The organism is Halococcus agarilyticus, assembly GCF_000334895.1.
GTDB classification, from domain to species: domain Archaea; phylum Halobacteriota; class Halobacteria; order Halobacteriales; family Halococcaceae; genus Halococcus; species Halococcus agarilyticus.
Genome location: NZ_BAFM01000017.1, coordinates 25846 through 42481 on the forward strand (window position 1 = coordinate 25846; position 16636 = coordinate 42481).

Below are 16636 nucleotides of genomic sequence, written 5' to 3' on the forward strand. Positions count from 1 at the left end.
GAATGGATCGCCCTCAGTCGGTTCGCGGACGGTCCTCGTGGTGTCGAACCGACGACTGGACGAGAATTCGGGCCGCGCCGAGAAGCTTGCCACCCGCGCTCGCCTGCTCCGCGAGCGCGGGTGGGAACTCCGGATCGGCTACGTCGAACCGACGGCGACGAGACTCCCGCGAGGCATCGTGCGGTGTGTCCGGCTGGCGCGCGAGGCCGACGTGATCAACTCCGTCAGCAACCCACCACACCTCCAGATCGCCGGCGCGATCGCCGCCCGTGCGACCGGGACGCCGTGGGTCGCGGAGTTCCGCGATCCGCTCGTCACGAACCCCGATGTCGAGCCGGGATCGGTCGCCGCCCGGCTCCGTCGCTGGCTGGAACGATACGTCCTCGTCCACGCCGACCGCGTCGTCTGGTACGACGGGATCCAGATTCCCGACAACTACTTCGCCACCACGTACCCCGACGTGCCGACCGATCGGTACCGGAAACTGCCACCGATCGGGTTCGAGCGTGCCGCGTTCGACGCCACCACGCCTCGATCGTTCGATCAGTTTACAGTGACGTACGCGGGTTCGTTCTACGAGGGATGGATCGAACCCTACACCTTCCTCGATGGCTTCGGCCAGTATGTCGACGCAAATCCCGGAGCCGAACCGCAGGCGCTGTTCTACGGTGATTGGAACGACGAGTACGACCGTGCAGCTCGGGCGCACGGCGTCGTCGACCACGTGACTCCGAAACCGTTCGTCGACCACGATGAACTCATCGGCGTGCTGAAAGGATCGGACGTGCTGCTGTACGTCGGTGGCGACGACCCGCGAAACCGGCTGAACCTCCCCTCGAAGCTCTACGACTACATCGGTGCTGGTCGGCCGATCCTCGCAGTCGTCGATCCCTCCTTCCGGGTCGCCGAGGTCATCCGTGACAACGGCCTCGGGACCATCGTCGAGCCGGACGACGCCGGAAGCATCCGAACGGTGCTCGAACGAATACGATCGGGCGAGTTCGTCTACGACCCAGACCCGGCGGCAGCGTTCACCCGCGAACGCAGTACTGCCGCCTACATTGAGACCGTGGAGGCGGTGACAGAATGAGCGTCCTCGACCCGATCCGCTACGCAGTCGGCGAACTCCGCACCAACTACGACGACCCCGTCTGGCGGCGCAAGCGGCTTGCGGATCGGGTCGTCCGACCGGTCCACGCCCGCTGGCATGGCACCGACGGCCTCGACATCCCGGCGGCCGACTGGGACGTGCTGGTCGTGCTCGACGGCTGTCGCGCCGACCTGTTCGAGGCGGGCGCGCTCGATGCCGGCGGCGGTCTCGATGGAGCTGACGGCGGAGAGTGGGGCGACCACGGCTCCGTACCGATCGACCCCACCCCGTTCGACGCCTACCGGCGGGTGACTGCTCGCGGGAGCGCGACCCCGGAGTGGCTCAGCGGGAACTTCGCCGACGGGACGTTCGGCGACACCGTCTACGTCAGCGCGAACCCCTACGTCGCTCGAATCTGCGGCGACGCGTTCCACGAGGTGCGCGCGGTCTGGGAGTCCGCGTTCGACGCCGATATGGGAACCGTCCATCCGGCAGCGGTCGCGGCGGCGGCGCGGGCGGCTGACGACGCCCATCCCCACAAACGGCTCGTCGTCCACTTCATGCAGCCCCACTACCCGTTCCTCGGCCACCCGGACCTCCAGTTCGCTGGGATCGACGCAGATCAGGTGCTCGGCAAGCGCGATGCCGTCACAGGTGAGCCACACGACCCGTGGGAGGCGCTCGCGCTCGGCCGCGTCGACCGCCGCCGGCTCCGCCGGGCGTACGCCGACAACCTCGCGGCGGTGCTCCCCGACGCGCTCTCGGTGGCCCGCGACCTCCGGGGGCGATCGGTAGTCACCGCCGACCACGGTAACCTGCTCGGCGAGCGCGCGTGGCCCATACCCGCGAGACTCTACGGCCACCCGATCGGGGTACGAACGCCTGCCCTGGTTGAGGTGCCGTGGGCCGTCGTCGACGGCGAGCGTCGCCCGGTCCGCGACGACGGCGTTGCCGCCCTCGATCCCGCCGACGAGGCGACGATCGACGAGCGCCTCCGACGGCTCGGTTATCGGAAGTGACGGCGAGCATCGGCCCCGATCCCGACGACGAGCGCCGCGGACGAATCCGTGAACCATTTGCCCGCCGCCTGCGCCCGTAGAGGTGTGCGACTCGGCCGGACGTCGGCGATCCACTTCGGCTCACAGGTGATCTCCTCGGTCGTCGGGTTCGTCGCGACGCTGTACATCGCCCGAGGTCTCGGGAGTGCGACGCTCGGCACCTACTCGCTGTTCGTTGCGGTCGTCATCTGGCTGAAGGTCGCGACCGGCACCGGCCTCCAGCAGGCGGTCAAGAAACGCATCAGCGAGCGTGACGGTGGCTCCCGCGATCTCGGTGCCGGGGTCGTCGTCCAAGTTGTGGCGTTCGTGGTCGTCGCGCTCGCGGCCCTCGCGCTTTCGGGCCCGCTCACCGACTACCTTCGGTTCGATAGTACCCATCTGCTGGTCGTCACATTGGCAACGACGTTGGGGTTCTCGTTCGTTGACGCGACCCTCCAGGGTGAACAGAAGGTTCATCTCGCAGCGCTACTCACCCCGCTCGATCGAGTGGTTCGGAGTGGCCTCCAGCTCGCCGTCGTTTTCTTCGGGGCACTCGGTGGTGGCATCGCCGGGCTGATATGGGGGTATGTCGCCGGCGCGGCCGTCGCCGGGATCGTGGGTCTCGCCTTCGTGACGATGCGCCCGCGATGGCCCGGTCGAGAAGGGTTCGAGCGCGTCCTCGGATTCGCTCGGTACTCGTGGCTGTCGGGTATCGAGGGACGGTCGTTCTCTTCGATGGACACCATCGTCCTCGGGCTGTTCGTCGCCTCGAACCTCATCGGCTACTACGAGGTGGCATGGAACCTCGCCTCCATCCTCGCGGTATTCGGGACTTCCATCAGCGACGCTCTCTTCCCGGCGCTGAGTCAGCTCTCCAGCGAGGACGACGAGAGGGCCGTTGCGGGGCTCATCAACGACGCCCTCGCGTACACGGGACTGTTCGTCGTCCCCGGCCTCGCCGGTGTCGTAGTGGTCGGCGATCGCGTCCTCGCGATCTACGGCGGCGAGTTCCGCGCGGCGTCGACGGTGTTGGTGCTCCTCGTGGTCGCGCGGCTCGTCTACGCCTACGAGGCACAGCTGGTCTCCACGCTGTACGCCATCGACAGGCCCGGCGTGGCGTTCCGGGTGAACGTCGCGTTCGTCGTCGCCAACCTCGGCCTGAACCTCCTGCTGGTCGCGCTGTACGGATGGATCGGTGCGGCGGTCGCGACGACAATCGCCGCCGTCGTCGGGCTCGTACTGGCCCACCGTGCGCTCTCGGCGACGATCGCGTTCGACGTTCCGGTGGCGGAGCTTGGTCGCCAGTGGCTCGCGGCGGTGACGATGGGGGGTGCGGTAGCTGTCGCGGAGAGACTCGTTGCCGACGTGCTGGGCTCGGGCATCATCGGAACGGTCCTGCTCGTCGGCTTCGGTGCAGCGGTCTACTTCGTCGCGTTGCTCGGTCTCTCCGGACGACTCCGCGCGACCGTCGCGGACAATATCGCCCTCTGACCGGGCACAGCCGAGCGCAGAGCAACCACCGCCGCTGCAACCGGACCGCGTCTGGCGTTCGAGTGGTCCCTCACGCCACTGCCTCCCCGACGCTCTCGTACTCCCAGACCAACTCGAAGTACCGGTTCAACCCCGCGACGAACGACCCGTTCTCGGTGATCGCGGCCTGGCGAAGGTGGTTCGGGATCTCGTCCTCCTGGACGAGCAGGATCGCGGTGCCGGTCTCGTAGTCCATGCTCGGGTCCGCGAGCGTGCCCCGCCACGGGAGCTGCTCGGTGCTGAAGCGCAGTCCGACGGCGGGGAACTCCGTCCGCAGCCGCTCGACGATCGCGGCCTGGGTCGTGGCGTTCGATTCCGAGAGGTCGTCGGGGTGGAGCACGAGCACGTCGACGTCGATCCCGCGCTCGATCGCGTCGGCGAGCGCCGGCTCGACGGTGTCGAGGTACTCGAAGCTCTTCGAGATGATCCGTATCCGATCCCGGGCCTCGTGGTAGAGTCGCCTGGTCTCGGACTCGCTCGGCTCGCCCACGTCGACCACCGAGAACAGCTCCTCGGCGGGGGTGACGTCCTCGCTCGCTCGCTCGTATCGGGGTTCGAACTCGTCGAGGAACGCCTCGCGGCGGTCGTCGAGGTCAGTTCGAAAGCCCTCGTACGCCTGGCGACGGTTCTCGACCGCGCGATCGAGGATCGCTGCCGGCGAGCGGGGCTGGTAACGCTTCGGACGCTCGGGGATCACCTTCACGAACCCCCGATCGGCGAGCGCGTCGAGCACGCCGTAGATCCGGGCCTTCGGGATCCCGGTGGCCTCGGCGAGCGTCGGCGCGGTCGTCCGTCCGAGGGTGAACAGCTCGGTGAGCGCGCCCTCCTCGTACTCGGTGAGGCCCACCCGATCGAGCGTTCCCGTGGGGTCGGCGTCGGTCATACCGACGGTTCGACGGTCGGGACTGTAACGCTGCCGGAGGCGTCGCGAGTGGCTGTGAACGGGCCGCGACTCACCGCACGACCGTGGCAGTTTTCGGATCGCCGTCCCGCCTGGGACGACGGATAGTCCGTACTGGGGAAAGGTATTTACGACCGGCCGTCGTTGGTTACTCAGAAACCGAGTAACCATGGCATCGAAGGCAACCACTGAGGACGACGCGTCGGAGGAAGCGCCCGCCGACCGGCATCTCGACGGCGTCGCGGACGGCTGTGGATGTACCGAAATCTGGGAGCACCTGAGCGAGCGGCGCGCGGCCGACGACTGAGGCTGCTCTGGGGTTCGCTCGGCGCGTATCGGTCCGGTCGGGTAACAAAGGCTTTTGCGCGCGCGCCGCCGAACCCCGGGAAATGGTCGATCGCGGCGAGGTCTGCGTGTTGCTCCCGACCTACGAGGAAGCCGCGACCGTCGGCAGCGTCATCGCGGCCTTTCGCGATCGTGGCTTCTCGAACGTGCTCGTCGTCGACGGCCACTCGACCGACGGAACGCGGGAGATCGCCCGCGAGCACGGTGCACGCGTTATCACCCAGTCCGGCCGGGGCCGTGGCGGCGGCAAGGGCCAGGCGGTTCGGGAGGGGGTCGAACGGGCCGACGCACCGTACGTCCTCCTGCTCGACGGCGACGGCACCTACCGACCGGAGGACGCCGACGCGCTGCTCGAACCGCTGCTGAGCGGGGAAGCCGAGCACGTCATCGGCGATCGGTACGCCGACATGGCCGACGGCGCGATGACGCGGCTCAACGGCGTCGGCAACGGGTTGATCAATCGTGCCTTTCGGTACATCCACGGCCGCGACCTCGGGGACATCCTGAGCGGCTATCGCGCGTTCACCCGGGCGTCGTTCGAGCGGTGCAACCCCACCTCGGAGGGGTTCGGGATCGAGACCGAACTCGCCGTCGAGTGTGTGAAACGCGGCATTCCGACGACGGTGGTCCCGATCCGGTATCGAGCGCGGCCCGACGGCTCGGAGACCAACCTCAGACCCGTCCGCGACGGCGGAAAGATCCTCCTCACGCTCTACCGGCTCGCGAAGACCAACAACCCGCTCTTTTACTTCGGGAGCGCCGGCGGCCTCGCGGGGTTCGTCGGGGCCGTGGTGGCTGCATACGTCGCCGTCGAGTGGCTCACGCTCGGGATCTCCCACGAGGTGCTCGCGGTCGCGTCGGCCTTTGCGATCATCGTCGGCGTCCAGCTGGTGATGTTCGGCGTCCTTTCCGATATGATGCTCGCGATCAACCGCGAGCAGACGCGGCGGTTCGAACAGCTCGTCGGTCGCCGCCAAGCAGACGACCGGCCCACGGTCGCGAGACGATCACCGACCGACCGGGACGACACCCGAGTTGAACGCCCGCCCGTCCTGCACTACGATCGGCCGCGGGACGGTGGCGACCGGGAACGACGAGTGCGGGAGGAGGACGGAGAGGAACGGCGAGTGCGGGACGGAGAGAGCGACGGCGGGCGTGTCGAGCACGGAACCGAGGAGGAGCAGGCAACCGACTGATCCGGCGGACGAACGAGCGCTGAAGCCGCAGTAGGGCCCTTCGGCCGAGTTCGAGACCCGACGCTCTCGTGGTCACACCGACGGGGACCTCACCGTACGCTGCGGGAACGAATCGGCTCTCGTCCACAGCGTGTTCCGGAACGATCCCAGCCGAACCCATCCACAGCAACGCACGGACGACGTGCTCCGAACCGATTGTCACGAACGATATGGTTTATATCGACGGACGTGGTACGGTATACCGAGGCGAGAGCATGAGCACGGAAACCGGAAACAGCCGGAGGAGCAGGCCGTTCACTGACAACTGGCGAGTACTGGCAGGCGTTGGAGCACTCGTATCGATTCTCGGGATCATTGCGATCTTTTCGCCGTTCGTGACCGGTATCGCCCTCTCGCCGATCCTCGGTGTGTTGCTCGTCATTGGTGGCATCGGCCACGCCGTCCACGTCTTTTCCGCCGAAGGGACGAGAACGTTCGTCTGGCAGGCCCTGCTCGCGGTGGCCTACGCCGTCAGCGGCATCACGTTGATCGCGAACCCGATCATCGGGCTGCTGACGCTCACGCTCCTGCTGGCGGTGTTCTTCGTCATCGAGGGTCTCATCGAGGTCGTGATGGGAGTGCGACGTCGTCCGGCGTCCGGGTGGGGCTGGCTGCTCGCCAGCGGCGTCGTCGGCATCGTCGCCGGCGTGCTGGTCTGGATCGGGTGGCCGATCAGCGCGCTGTGGGTGGTCGGCCTCGTCTTCGGGATCAAACTGCTCAGTACGGGGGCGACGATGATCGTACTGGCCATGGGGAGCCGCAGAGCCGCGCGCGACACCAGATCGTCCGGTACGACGTCGCGCAGCGCCTGAACTCTCTGCAACTTTTGCGTAGAGGGTGCAGAACCGTCGACGAGACCCTGCAACTCGGTGAGCGAGTCCGACTCGGTTCGAGAGGGAGTTGATGTCGGAATTTAGATGTCTTCAGAAAACATTATTATCGATCAAAAGGTATCGGTGGTACGGCTCCGGGATCGGGGACGGCGAATCGTGGACGGTTGAGTGCTCCACGGCGCAGACGAGCGTCCGACTCGGTTCGAGACCCGATCGACGGAGCGATGGGGGAACACGATGGCAAATCAGGAATTTCACGGCCGCATTGGACGCACGTACGACGAATCCGAACCGTGGTGGCCCGAGCAGGCGCGAGCGCCGGCAGACGCGCCGAACGTTCTGTTGATCACCCTCGACGACGTCGGGTTCGGCCACTGGGGCTGTTATGGCGGGATCGCCGACACGCCCAACATCGATCGCCTCGCCGAGAACGGCCTTCAGTACAACAACTTCCACACGACGGCGATCTGTTCGCCGACCCGGAGTTGTCTGCTGACCGGACGGAACCACCACTCCAACGGGATGGCCAGCATCGCCGAGGTATCCACGGGGTTTCCGGGATACAACGCCCATATTCCCCACGAGAACGGTTTCCTCTCCGAGACGCTCGTGGAGGAGGGCTACAGCACCTACGCGCTCGGCAAGTGGCATTTGACACCCTCCGAGACGAACAGCGCCGCGGGACCGTACGATCAGTGGCCGCTCGGTCGCGGGTTCGAGCGCCACTACGGGTTTCTCGGCGGGGACACCGACCAGTACACGCCCTCGCTCGTTCACGACAACCACCAGGTCGACCCACCGGCGACGCCCGAGGAGGGCTATCACCTCACCGAAGACATCGCCCAGCGCGCCATCGACTTCATCGGCGACGCCAAACAGGTCGATCCCGACAAGCCCTTCTTCACGTACTTCTGTCCCGGCGCGTGCCACGCACCGCATCAGGTACCCGAAGAGTGGATCGAGAAGTACGAAGGGGAGTTCGACATGGGGTGGGACGAGGCACGCGAGCAGATTCTGGAACGTCAGAAAGAACTCGGCGTCGTCCCGGAGAACACGGAGCTGTCGCCACAGAACGAGGACGTCCGGGCGTGGGATTCGCTCTCCGATGACGAGCAACGCCTCTACGCCAGGATGATGGAGATATTCGCCGGGTTCCTCGAACACACCGACCACCAGATCGGCAAAGTCCTCGACTACCTCGAAGAGCTCGGCGAGCTGGAGAACACGCTCGTGATGGTGCTCTCGGACAACGGTGCGAGCGCGGAAGGTGGCCCGAACGGTTCCGTCGACGAGAATCACTTCTTCAACAACGTTGAGGAAGATCTAGAGGAAAACCTCGAGGCGATGGACGACCTCGGCGGCCCGAAGTACTTCAATCACTACCCGTGGGGCTGGACGTGGGCCGGCAACACGCCGTTCCGCCGCTGGAAACGCGAGACCTACCGTGGCGGCGCGAGCGATCCGTTCGTGATCTCGTGGCCCGAGGGTATCGAGGCCAGTGGCGAGATTCGCGAGCAGTTCATCCACGCCATCGACGTCGTCCCCACGGTACTGGAGTGTCTGGATATCGACGCCCCCGACGAGATCAAGGGCGTCCCCCAATCACCCATCGAAGGGACGAGCTTTGCCTACTCCTTCGACGAACCCGACGCGCCCGAACGACACACCACCCAGTACTTCGAGATGTTCGCCACCCGGGCGATCTATCACGACGGGTGGCGCGCGGTCCACCCTTGGGAGTTCAACAAGCCGATCACCACCGAAGATCTCTCGGCGACGAGTCTCGAAGAATCCGGCTGGGAGCTGTATCACGTCGCCGAGGACTTCTCGGAGGCCCACGACGTGAGCGACGAGCACCCCGAGAAGCTCCTTGAACTCGTTCAGCTGTGGTGGACCGAGGCCGGCAAACACGACGTGTTGCCGCTCGACGGTCGTGGCACGCAGCGCTTCGCCGAGGAACGTCCCGAGCCCGGCAGACCCCGTGACACGTACGTCTACTACCCCGGCGGCCAGTCCATTCCGGAGAACGCCGCGGTCAAGGTGCTCAACCGGGATCACAGCATCACCGCCGACCTGACGACAGCCGACGGCGAGAACGAAGGCGTGCTCATCGCCAACGGCTCTCGTTCGGGCGGCTACTCGCTGTACGTCATGGACGGTCAACTCCGCTACGTCCACAACTACGTCGGCAAGGAGGAGTACGAGGTGACCGCCGAAGAGTCGCTCCCCGAGGGCGAGGTTTCGGTCCGCATGGAGTTCGAGACGACCGGCGAGCTCGACCTCGAAAACGGCGAAGGCAGACCCGGAACAGTCCGGCTCTACTACGGCGACGAACAGATCGGCGAGGACGAGATTCCCGTGACGATCCCGATAACGACGGGCCTGACCGCGGGGCTGAGCTGTGGCCGCGACGCCGTCAGCGCCGTCTCCGACGCCTACCGCGATCGGGCACCGTTCGCGTTCACGGGAGACCTCGCCCGAGTGACGGTCGACGTGAGCGGCGACGCGGTCGTCCACCACGAGGCCGAGATGGATCGCATCATGGCCCGGGAGTGAGTCACTTCGCCACCGCGTCGCGATCCGCTCGTCACACCATCACGACCGGAGACGAAGACGGTTCGGGATGCCAGTAGTTCTCGAATCGCTGGCTCGGCTCGCGGTGCTGGTCTTCGTCGTGGCCAGCATGCTCGCGATGGGACTGAGCCTGACCCTCGATCAGATCATCACGCCACTCGAAAACACGAGGCGCGTCGCGAGGGCACTGCTGGCCAACTTCGTCGTGGTGCCGCTGGTCGCCTTCGGGATCCTCCTCGTCGTTCCCCTCTCGGAGCCCCAGTCCATCGGTCTCGTCTTACTTGCGACCGCGGCCGGAGCGCCGTTTCTACCGACGCTGGTTCAGGCCGCCAAGGGTGACGTCGCGTTCGGCGTGGGCCTCATGGTTCTGCTGATGGTGGTGACGGTCGCCTACGTCCCGCTGGTGTTGCCGCTGTTGCTTCCCGGCGTTGAAGTCAACCCGCTCGACATCGCGAACTCGCTCGTCGTGTTGATGCTCCTGCCGCTGGCCGCAGGCCTGGCGATCAGAAGTCGGTACACAAGCGTGGCGTCGACGCTGCAGCCGACGATGGCACAGACCGCCAGCACGTCGCTGGTCCTCCTGATGGTGCTCGTGCTGGTGTTGAACTTCGAGAACATCGTCGACGTCATCGGAACTGGGCTCATCGTCGCCCTGCTGGTACTCGTCGTCCTCTCGCTGGCGGCTGGATACGTGTTGGGTGGGCCGACCCTCGGGACCAGATCCGTCGTCGGACTGGGGACGGCTCAACGGAACATCTCCGCCGCGCTCGTCGTGGGCGCAGGGAACTTCACGGACCCCGACGTGATCGTCACGCTCCTGGTCGGCGCACTGATGATGCTGGCGGTGCTGCTGGTCGTCGGCGGCGAGCTCGGAAAGCGCAGTAGCACTTCACAGGACTCGTCCGAAGAGGACGCGACGTCACGGGGAGTGACGCCATCCGAGGACTGAACCGAGTCAGAGGAACATGACGAAAATGAGTCTACGGCTACCTCGGCTACTCGCCATCGACGCTGTTGGAACGGATGATAGCCGACGCGCCACTCGCGATGTCGGAACTGCGAGTGAATTTTTAAGCCTTGGCCGTACCATCCCAAAACAGTAAATCATGGTTCAAAGCGTCACGAGGGACACTCCGGCTTCGAACTCTCAGCTCGCTCGTGAACGACTCACCTCGGTACTCGATCCGATCAAGGGGGCAGGACTGTGGTCGTAATCACTCTCGTCGTGCTTGCAACACTGATCGGGCTATCCGTGGTTCTCTACTCGAGTCGCGTCCAGAGTTCGAAACGCTACCAGGCCATGGTGGTCCCACTCGCGGATATCATGGACATCGGGTTCGTTGCGATGACGCCGATCATCGTGGGCATCACCGGGATCGACTCACCGCTGACGATGATCGGCCTCTGTGCGCTCGGCTACGCAACGGGGTGGGTCATGCGCTACAACATCCGGTACTTCGAGCCGGTGTCCACCGTGAAAGGTGTGATACGCAGTGTAGCGCGTGTGTCCCAGGGTGCGCTGGTCGTGGCGTCCGTGGTGAACGTCGCGTACTACCTGCAACTGATGGGCGTCGTCGTCGTTCTCCTCGTCGCCGTCCCCTTTGACATCGACGGTGGTGCCGTATCCGGGACGGGAGTCGCCGTGGTGGTGCTCGTCGCTCTCGGGCTGATCGGCTTCCTCCGCGGATTGGAGGAGTTCAACGAGCTGGGTGAGCGAACGACGGCCTTCAACCTCGCTGCTGTCTCCGCGATCATCGTCGGATTTCTGGCGTACAACCTACAAGTGGCCGCGGCAGGGAACTGGTCGCTCCCCGATTACAACCCCCCACTGACTGCACAGGGCGCACGACAGCTGCTTGGATTCTTCGCTCTCGTCCAAGGGTTCGAGGCCTCACGGTACATGGGCCGACAGTACAGCGCGGAGCGACGGATGCGGACGATGCGGGACGCGCAGATCATCGCCACGATCGCCTTCGTACTCTTCCCTGCGGGGGCCCTCCTCCTCTTCGCACAGGTTCAGCCGGATCTGGAGCCGACCGCGATCGTTCGGATCGGCGCGGTGGCGAGTCCCGTCCTCCCGTGGCTCATACTGGCCTTGGCGATCGGCAGCCAGGCCTCCGCCGCGATCAACACGATCTCCTCGCGCTGTGACGTCCTCTTGAACCTCTCCAACGAGGCGATTCCGCGACGTTTCACCTTCCCGGTTCTTGCAGCGGGCTCCATCGCCGTCGTGCTGGTCACCGATGTGCTCACGGCCGTCGCAGCCGCCTCACGGGTCTTTGCGATATTCTTCACGCTACAGTGTCTGATCGCTCTGGTCCTGGCCAACCGCCACGACCATCGGAGACAGGCCGTTGGCATCATCCTCGTCGGTTTGGCGATGGTTATCATCGCGATTTTCGGGCTCGCTACCTGATGGGGCTCACGCCTGTCGACTCCGTGATGACTGTGGGCTCAACGCTCGCCGCCGAAGAGCCCATCACTCTCGCTCGACAGCCCGCAAAGGGTTCAACCACGACCACACTACTCACGACACCACCGGTCGATGACCGACGCGATCGTTGCATCCTCGTGGACGCCACCCAGTTCCTCGTCCCCGTCGGCAGCCTGTAACAGTTCGACGACTCGTTGATTCGCGCCCGCGACGTGGAGGAGCGGCGTCTACTACCCGGACTGCTGTGAGAGGGTGAAGACGACCTGCACGTTCACGGATCTGCCGGTCGCCTGAGTCAGACGGCCGTCGATCCGCGAGGCGAGATCGGGCGGCACGTCGGCACTGTCGAGTCCGACGGTGACACGTACCTCCGCCGGGTTGCCGAGGGCGAGGTCGACCCCGTCGTAGTCGACCGTGGTGTCGACGAGCGTCGCCCCCTCGTAGTCGGGGCCGTCGAGCAGTGCATCGACCTCGGCGTTCGTCTGCTGTTCGAACGTCGCCACCTGGAACGAGGCGAACGTGACCGCTGCGAGCACGATCGAGAGCACGACGAGTGCCCCGATGAGTCGAACGGACCGTCCGACGAGTGCGGACCGAGCCCCCTCGACCCGGGAACTGTGCGCCGGGCGGTAGCCCGAAAGCCAGAGCACGATCAGCGCCGAGAGGTTGATCGCGAGCAGGTTCACGAGCACGAGCGTGCTCGCGGTGACGAATACTAATGGAGCGCCCCACGCGATGCCGAGCCCGGCGGTCGCCGCCGGCGGCACGAGCGCGACCGCGATCGCGACGCCGATGAGCGTCGATCCGGCCCCTCGAACGATGCTGATCGAGGCGGCGATCCCCGACCCGAGCGCGAGAAACAGCGAGAGGAAGTTCGGCTGAGTCCGTTCGGCGATCTGGGGCACTTCGGTGATGTCGAGGCCTGGCGGAACGAGCACGGTCTCCTTGAGAATCACACCGAGGACGGCGGCACACACGATGGCCAAGAGGAGGCCGCCGACCTGGAGCGCGATCCCTCGACGGGCGAGATCGGACTCGTCGACGACGGTGCCGACGCTGGCCGAGATCGCCGGTCCCATGAGCGGGGCGATCACCATCGCGCCGATGATGGTCGCGGCCGAGTCGAGCAGCAACCCCGTCGCAGCGATCACCGTACTGAGCACGAGAAAGGCGACGTACGTCGACGTCGCCGGGGCGAGGTCCGCGGCGCGCGCGACGAGTTCGTCGCGCGAGATGCGCAGGTCGGTGTAGCGTTCGCGCAGCGCGCCGATCCGCCGAGAGACTACGGTCTCGGTCGATTGGACGATCGTGTAGGCGTCCTCCTCGACACCCGCCGCCCGCAGCCTGTCGAGCACGGGCTCGACGCCGCTCGTGGGAACCGGAAACGAGACGACCGCCTCGAACTCCCCGCGGCCCGTCTCCTCCCACACTGCGTAATCGATCCCTTCCTCGTCGAGTTCCCCGAGGATCGCTTCGCGCGTCCCCTCCGGAACCAGCACCTGGATCAGACGCATACACCGAATTCACCTACTGAAGTATAGCTCATGGGGATCGACAAGTTCGAAAAGGAAGTCGTGACTGGCTCGTCAAGCCGCGGTACGGCGACGAATCGATCGTGAAAGCAGCACCACCTGCAATGAACACTTCCGTGTCGGATGCGGACTCCGGCCGTACGCCCGGCAATCTTATCGTCTACTGTTGATATGGTACGTCCATGGCAGACGTCGTCATCACGACCACGGACGGGCTCGACGGGACGGAAGTGACCGAATACCTCGGTGTCGTTTCGGGGGAGGCGATCATCGGCGCGAACGTCGTGAGTGACGTCTTCGCCGGGGTTCGCGACGTCGTCGGCGGGCGAAGCAGGTCCTACGAGAAGAAAGTCGCCAAGGGGCGCAAGGAAGCGCTCACGGACATCGAAGCCGAAGCGGCGGATCTCGGTGCGGGCGCCGTCGTCGGTGCTGCCTTCGACTACGAGGAGATGTCCGAAGGCATGCTGTGGGTCAACCTGTCGGGAACTGCTGTCAAAACACGCTAACCAGGCGGTCGGAGGATCCGTCCCCACCTCGTCACACCTCGGGAGACGGAACGGCGATGGTGCAGAGCGCTCGTTCGGGGCGTTCTCCGAGTGAGCTAAAAGAGCGATCGGAGCCGATCGAGGAGTCCCGTGGGACCGGACTGACGCCGTTCCTCGAAAACGGGATGGAGCGCGTCGAGCAGTTCGTCCTCGGAGTCGAAGCGCTCCCGTTCGACCCGTTCGAGCGCAGCCGAGAGCGCCATCGATCGGCCGGATGGGTCGTACGGCACGTCGGGATCACCGAGCGCCCGAACGGTCTCGTCGGCGTCGGCGGGAAAGGTGAGATCGGCACGGTCGAGGCGGTCGTCGAGTGCGGCGATCCCGAACGCGAGCGTGTCCGGTTCCTCGGCGTCGTCCTGGGGCGGTCGTGCGGCCATACCCGGCCATACCGGTCGAGCGACGAAAGTCTTGGCAGGTCACAACGACTATCCGCCGGCCCCCGCTTGCTCGAACGATGACCGACTACACCACCGTCTCGATCCCGAAGGATCTCGCCGATCGGGTCGAGGAGACCATCGAGGGGACGAGCTTTCAGTCGACCAGCGACCTCGTGCGATTCCTGCTCCGGAGCATCGTGATCCAACACCAGAAGCAGGGCGAGCTCACCGAGGCCCAGTTCGACGAGATCGCCGAACAGCTCCAGGATCTCGGCTACCTCCAGTGACTACTCGATGAACTCCGCGGGCGGCGCGCCGGCCAGGCGTTCGAGCGATCGTCGGGTCCCGTCCCGCGAGAACGCCGCGAGCGATTCGGGCTCCCACGGCGGCACCGCGACGAACACCACCTCGTGGAGGTCGTCGGTCCGCGTGAGTTCGAGTTTTCCTTGAGGGTGCGAGACGAACCGACCGTGAGTCTGACCCGCCGGCGTGCCGAGATCCATCCCGAACACCGTCGACACCGACTGGCCCGCCTCGGGGAAGTAACAGTGAGTGAACACGGGCGTCTCGGGCGGGAGATTCGGTTCGGGCGCGGATCTACCCGCGACTTCGAGCTCGCCCGCCGGCGTGACCGCGAGCCCGATCGTCACCGACTCGGGCTCGGCCTCGCGGGCGAACTCCAGCAGCGCCTCGACGAGGCCGTGGGTCGCGTACACCACGTTTTCGGCACGGTCGACGGGCGACATCCTCCCGCGGACTCACCCCGAGAGGAACAGCCGCGCGGTCTTCGCGTAGAGCGACGGCGCACGCCGGCGCGATCCGTCGAGCGCCGTCGAGAGCGCCCGACTCGCGCCCTCGTGGACGCCCGCGCCGTGACCAGCGAGGATCCGATCGGGCGCGAACCCGCGGAACGACCGTCGCGGCGGGAGCAGTCGTAGCGCCGGATGGACGCCGAGTCGCTCGGTGCCGGTCCGGAAGAACTCCGCCGTGCCGAGCGCTTCCGCGACCACGAGCGTCCCCTCCCCGTCGTGGTACAGCGCCGCCTCCTGCCACAGCGGCGTCGAGACCTTCCGGAGCCGATAGCCCGACTCGCCGAGCTCGCTCGAAAACCGTTCGATGGGTGCGTCGAGATCGGACGCGATGTCGGTCATCCACGACGGGACGTGGACCGACACGTCGTGTCGGCGCGCGATCTCCGCCGCATCGCGCTCGTGTCGAGGGAGCAAGAGCACGACACCGGCGACGTCGCCGAACTCCGCGAGGAGGTCGTCGAGGCCGGCCGCGTCGAGCGGATCGACGAGCCAGGTACCCTCGTCGGACGCGAGGGCGTGACTCGCGCGCTGCATCCGCTCGTCGGGGTAGGCGATCCAGCCGACGCCGCCGTCGAAGCGGTCGATCTCCTCGTACGCGGCCCGTCCGGAGCCTTTCATCGGCATGAACGGGCTTGGAATCGGCGGCCCATGAGCGCGTCGGTGGCACGGGCGTTTATCCCGTCCCGGGCCGTTCGCCGGGTATGATCGCGACGCTCGACTGGCTCGCGCTCGAAGTCAAGTATCTCGATCGCGCGAGCACGTTCTACCGCGATCACCTCGACCTCGAAACCGTCGGGGAGGGAAGCGACGAGGTCGCGCTCGCGGTCGGCGACACCGATCTCGTGCTCCGTCGGCCCACAACTCTACCGCGTGGCGGCCTCCACACCCACTACGCGCTCTCGATCCCCGCCACCGAGTACGACGCGTGGTACGACCGACTCGCCGAAACGTTCGATCTCGACGAGCACACCTTCGGGAGCGCACGCTCGCTGTACTTCTACGACACCGAGGGCAACTGCGTCGAACTCGGCGAATCCGAGGCAGCTGGGACCGGCGTTCTCGGCGTGTTCGAGGTCGTCCTCGAAGTCGCGGACCTCGACCGCGCCGAGGCGTTCTACACGGCGCTCGGGATGGACGTGATGGATCGCGGGAGCGAGCGACGGCGGGTCCGGCTCGACGCCGGCCCGTTCGCCCTCGAACTCTGGGAGCCCCAGTTGGGCATCGCCGACGCGCGTGGCGGCGTCCACGTCGATTGCGGGTTCGGCGTCGAAAACCCCGAGGCGGCGCTCGAACGGGTCGAGGATCGCGTGTCGACGACCGAGCGCATCGAGGAGGGAATCAGGGTGCGCGATCCCGACGGTCACTATCTGACCTTCGTGTAGCGTCGACGC

Annotated in this window: 17 protein-coding genes; 12 read left to right on the forward strand and 5 right to left on the reverse strand. The window is 66.1% G+C overall.

All coding sequences use genetic code 11. The features are described 5' to 3' along the window. Positions 1-40 precede the first annotated feature (40 nt). From TX76_RS13390 to TX76_RS13400, 3 genes are all read left to right on the forward strand, one after another. On the forward strand, positions 41-1090 hold the full coding sequence (locus TX76_RS13390) for a glycosyltransferase (RefSeq protein WP_195156060.1): 1050 nt from the start codon (positions 41-43) through the stop codon (positions 1088-1090). Continuing rightward, on the forward strand, positions 1087-2109 hold the full coding sequence (locus TX76_RS13395; protein ID WP_049903046.1) for a hypothetical protein: 1023 nt from the start codon (positions 1087-1089) through the stop codon (positions 2107-2109). Before TX76_RS13390 ends, TX76_RS13395 begins: the two co-directional genes overlap by 4 nt. A gap of 84 nt (positions 2110-2193) precedes the next feature. Continuing rightward, positions 2194-3618 carry a lipopolysaccharide biosynthesis protein gene (locus tag TX76_RS13400; protein ID WP_049903048.1) on the forward strand — a complete coding sequence of 475 codons (1425 nt, stop codon included), beginning with the start codon at positions 2194-2196 and terminating at the stop codon, positions 3616-3618. Between the two features lie 70 nt (positions 3619-3688). Here TX76_RS13400 and TX76_RS13405 read toward each other — a convergent pair whose 3' ends face one another. Continuing rightward, complete coding sequence (locus tag TX76_RS13405; protein WP_049903049.1) at positions 3689-4540, reverse strand: TrmB family transcriptional regulator; 852 nt, start codon at positions 4538-4540, stop codon at positions 3689-3691. 187 nt (positions 4541-4727) lie between these two features. On the opposite strand from TX76_RS13405, the gene TX76_RS18150 reads away from it, so the two are divergent. From TX76_RS18150 to TX76_RS13430, 6 genes are all read left to right on the forward strand, one after another. Further along, positions 4728-4865, forward strand: coding sequence for a hypothetical protein (locus TX76_RS18150; protein ID WP_195156061.1), 138 nt, complete (start codon positions 4728-4730; stop codon positions 4863-4865). 82 nt (positions 4866-4947) lie between these two features. Beyond that, positions 4948-6099 (forward strand): S-layer glycoprotein N-glycosyltransferase AglJ, encoded by a 1152-nt coding sequence (gene aglJ, locus TX76_RS13410; protein WP_228842380.1) that lies wholly within the window; start codon positions 4948-4950, stop codon positions 6097-6099. Positions 6100-6353: 254 nt separating this feature from the next. Beyond that, entirely contained in the window at positions 6354-6950 is a 597-nt protein-coding gene (locus TX76_RS13415) for an HdeD family acid-resistance protein (RefSeq protein WP_049903099.1), read from the forward strand. A gap of 258 nt (positions 6951-7208) precedes the next feature. After that, a complete protein-coding gene (locus tag TX76_RS13420) occupies positions 7209-9527 on the forward strand; it encodes an arylsulfatase (RefSeq protein ID WP_049903101.1) in 2319 nt (772 codons plus the stop codon). A 67-nt stretch (positions 9528-9594) separates the two neighbouring features. Beyond that, positions 9595-10494: a bile acid:sodium symporter family protein gene (locus TX76_RS13425; RefSeq protein WP_049903051.1), complete on the forward strand. Its 900-nt coding sequence runs from the start codon at positions 9595-9597 to the stop codon at positions 10492-10494. Between the two features lie 255 nt (positions 10495-10749). Continuing rightward, positions 10750-11961 carry a hypothetical protein gene (locus TX76_RS13430; RefSeq protein ID WP_049903052.1) on the forward strand — a complete coding sequence of 404 codons (1212 nt, stop codon included), beginning with the start codon at positions 10750-10752 and terminating at the stop codon, positions 11959-11961. A gap of 248 nt (positions 11962-12209) precedes the next feature. On the opposite strand, the gene TX76_RS13440 is transcribed toward TX76_RS13430, so the two are convergent. Further along, positions 12210-13493 (reverse strand): TIGR00341 family protein, encoded by a 1284-nt coding sequence (locus tag TX76_RS13440; RefSeq protein ID WP_049903056.1) that lies wholly within the window; start codon positions 13491-13493, stop codon positions 12210-12212. A 200-nt stretch (positions 13494-13693) separates the two neighbouring features. Here TX76_RS13440 and TX76_RS13445 point away from each other — a divergent pair, with 200 nt between their 5' ends. Beyond that, positions 13694-14017 (forward strand): YbjQ family protein, encoded by a 324-nt coding sequence (locus tag TX76_RS13445; RefSeq protein WP_049903057.1) that lies wholly within the window; start codon positions 13694-13696, stop codon positions 14015-14017. 95 nt (positions 14018-14112) lie between these two features. Here the strand turns inward: TX76_RS13445 and TX76_RS13450 are convergent, their stop codons facing one another. Continuing rightward, positions 14113-14433, reverse strand: a complete 321-nt coding sequence (locus tag TX76_RS13450) for a DUF5789 family protein (protein ID WP_049903059.1) — start codon at positions 14431-14433, stop codon at positions 14113-14115. A 77-nt stretch (positions 14434-14510) separates the two neighbouring features. On the opposite strand from TX76_RS13450, the gene TX76_RS13455 reads away from it, so the two are divergent. Beyond that, complete coding sequence (locus TX76_RS13455; RefSeq protein ID WP_049903061.1) at positions 14511-14720, forward strand: ribbon-helix-helix domain-containing protein; 210 nt, start codon at positions 14511-14513, stop codon at positions 14718-14720. Here the strand turns inward: TX76_RS13455 and TX76_RS13460 are convergent, their stop codons facing one another. Both TX76_RS13460 and TX76_RS13465 read right to left on the reverse strand, forming a co-directional pair. Continuing rightward, the gene (locus TX76_RS13460) at positions 14721-15179 is read right to left on the reverse strand and encodes a hypothetical protein (protein ID WP_049903062.1); all 459 of its coding nucleotides are present in this window, start codon (positions 15177-15179) and stop codon (positions 14721-14723) included. Between the two features lie 12 nt (positions 15180-15191). Further along, positions 15192-15869 carry a hypothetical protein gene (locus TX76_RS13465; RefSeq protein ID WP_049903063.1) on the reverse strand — a complete coding sequence of 226 codons (678 nt, stop codon included), beginning with the start codon at positions 15867-15869 and terminating at the stop codon, positions 15192-15194. Positions 15870-15946: 77 nt separating this feature from the next. On the opposite strand from TX76_RS13465, the gene TX76_RS13470 reads away from it, so the two are divergent. Beyond that, positions 15947-16627 (forward strand): VOC family protein, encoded by a 681-nt coding sequence (locus tag TX76_RS13470; RefSeq protein ID WP_049903064.1) that lies wholly within the window; start codon positions 15947-15949, stop codon positions 16625-16627. Positions 16628-16636 lie beyond the last annotated feature (9 nt).

Coding starts and splice junctions, on each gene's coding strand:
- TX76_RS13395 (WP_049903046.1), top strand. CDS start 1,087: ATGAGCGTCCTCGACCCGATCCGCTACGCAGTCGGCGAACTCCGCACC.
- TX76_RS13405 (WP_049903049.1), bottom strand. CDS start 4,540: ATGACCGACGCCGACCCCACGGGAACGCTCGATCGGGTGGGCCTCACC.
- TX76_RS18150 (WP_195156061.1), top strand. CDS start 4,728: ATGGCATCGAAGGCAACCACTGAGGACGACGCGTCGGAGGAAGCGCCC.
- aglJ (WP_228842380.1), top strand. CDS start 4,948: ATGGTCGATCGCGGCGAGGTCTGCGTGTTGCTCCCGACCTACGAGGAA.
- TX76_RS13415 (WP_049903099.1), top strand. CDS start 6,354: ATGAGCACGGAAACCGGAAACAGCCGGAGGAGCAGGCCGTTCACTGAC.
- TX76_RS13420 (WP_049903101.1), top strand. CDS start 7,209: ATGGCAAATCAGGAATTTCACGGCCGCATTGGACGCACGTACGACGAA.
- TX76_RS13425 (WP_049903051.1), top strand. CDS start 9,595: ATGCCAGTAGTTCTCGAATCGCTGGCTCGGCTCGCGGTGCTGGTCTTC.
- TX76_RS13440 (WP_049903056.1), bottom strand. CDS start 13,493: ATGCGTCTGATCCAGGTGCTGGTTCCGGAGGGGACGCGCGAAGCGATC.
- TX76_RS13445 (WP_049903057.1), top strand. CDS start 13,694: ATGGCAGACGTCGTCATCACGACCACGGACGGGCTCGACGGGACGGAA.
- TX76_RS13450 (WP_049903059.1), bottom strand. CDS start 14,433: ATGGCCGCACGACCGCCCCAGGACGACGCCGAGGAACCGGACACGCTC.
- TX76_RS13455 (WP_049903061.1), top strand. CDS start 14,511: ATGACCGACTACACCACCGTCTCGATCCCGAAGGATCTCGCCGATCGG.
- TX76_RS13460 (WP_049903062.1), bottom strand. CDS start 15,179: ATGTCGCCCGTCGACCGTGCCGAAAACGTGGTGTACGCGACCCACGGC.
- TX76_RS13465 (WP_049903063.1), bottom strand. CDS start 15,869: ATGCCGATGAAAGGCTCCGGACGGGCCGCGTACGAGGAGATCGACCGC.
- TX76_RS13470 (WP_049903064.1), top strand. CDS start 15,947: ATGATCGCGACGCTCGACTGGCTCGCGCTCGAAGTCAAGTATCTCGAT.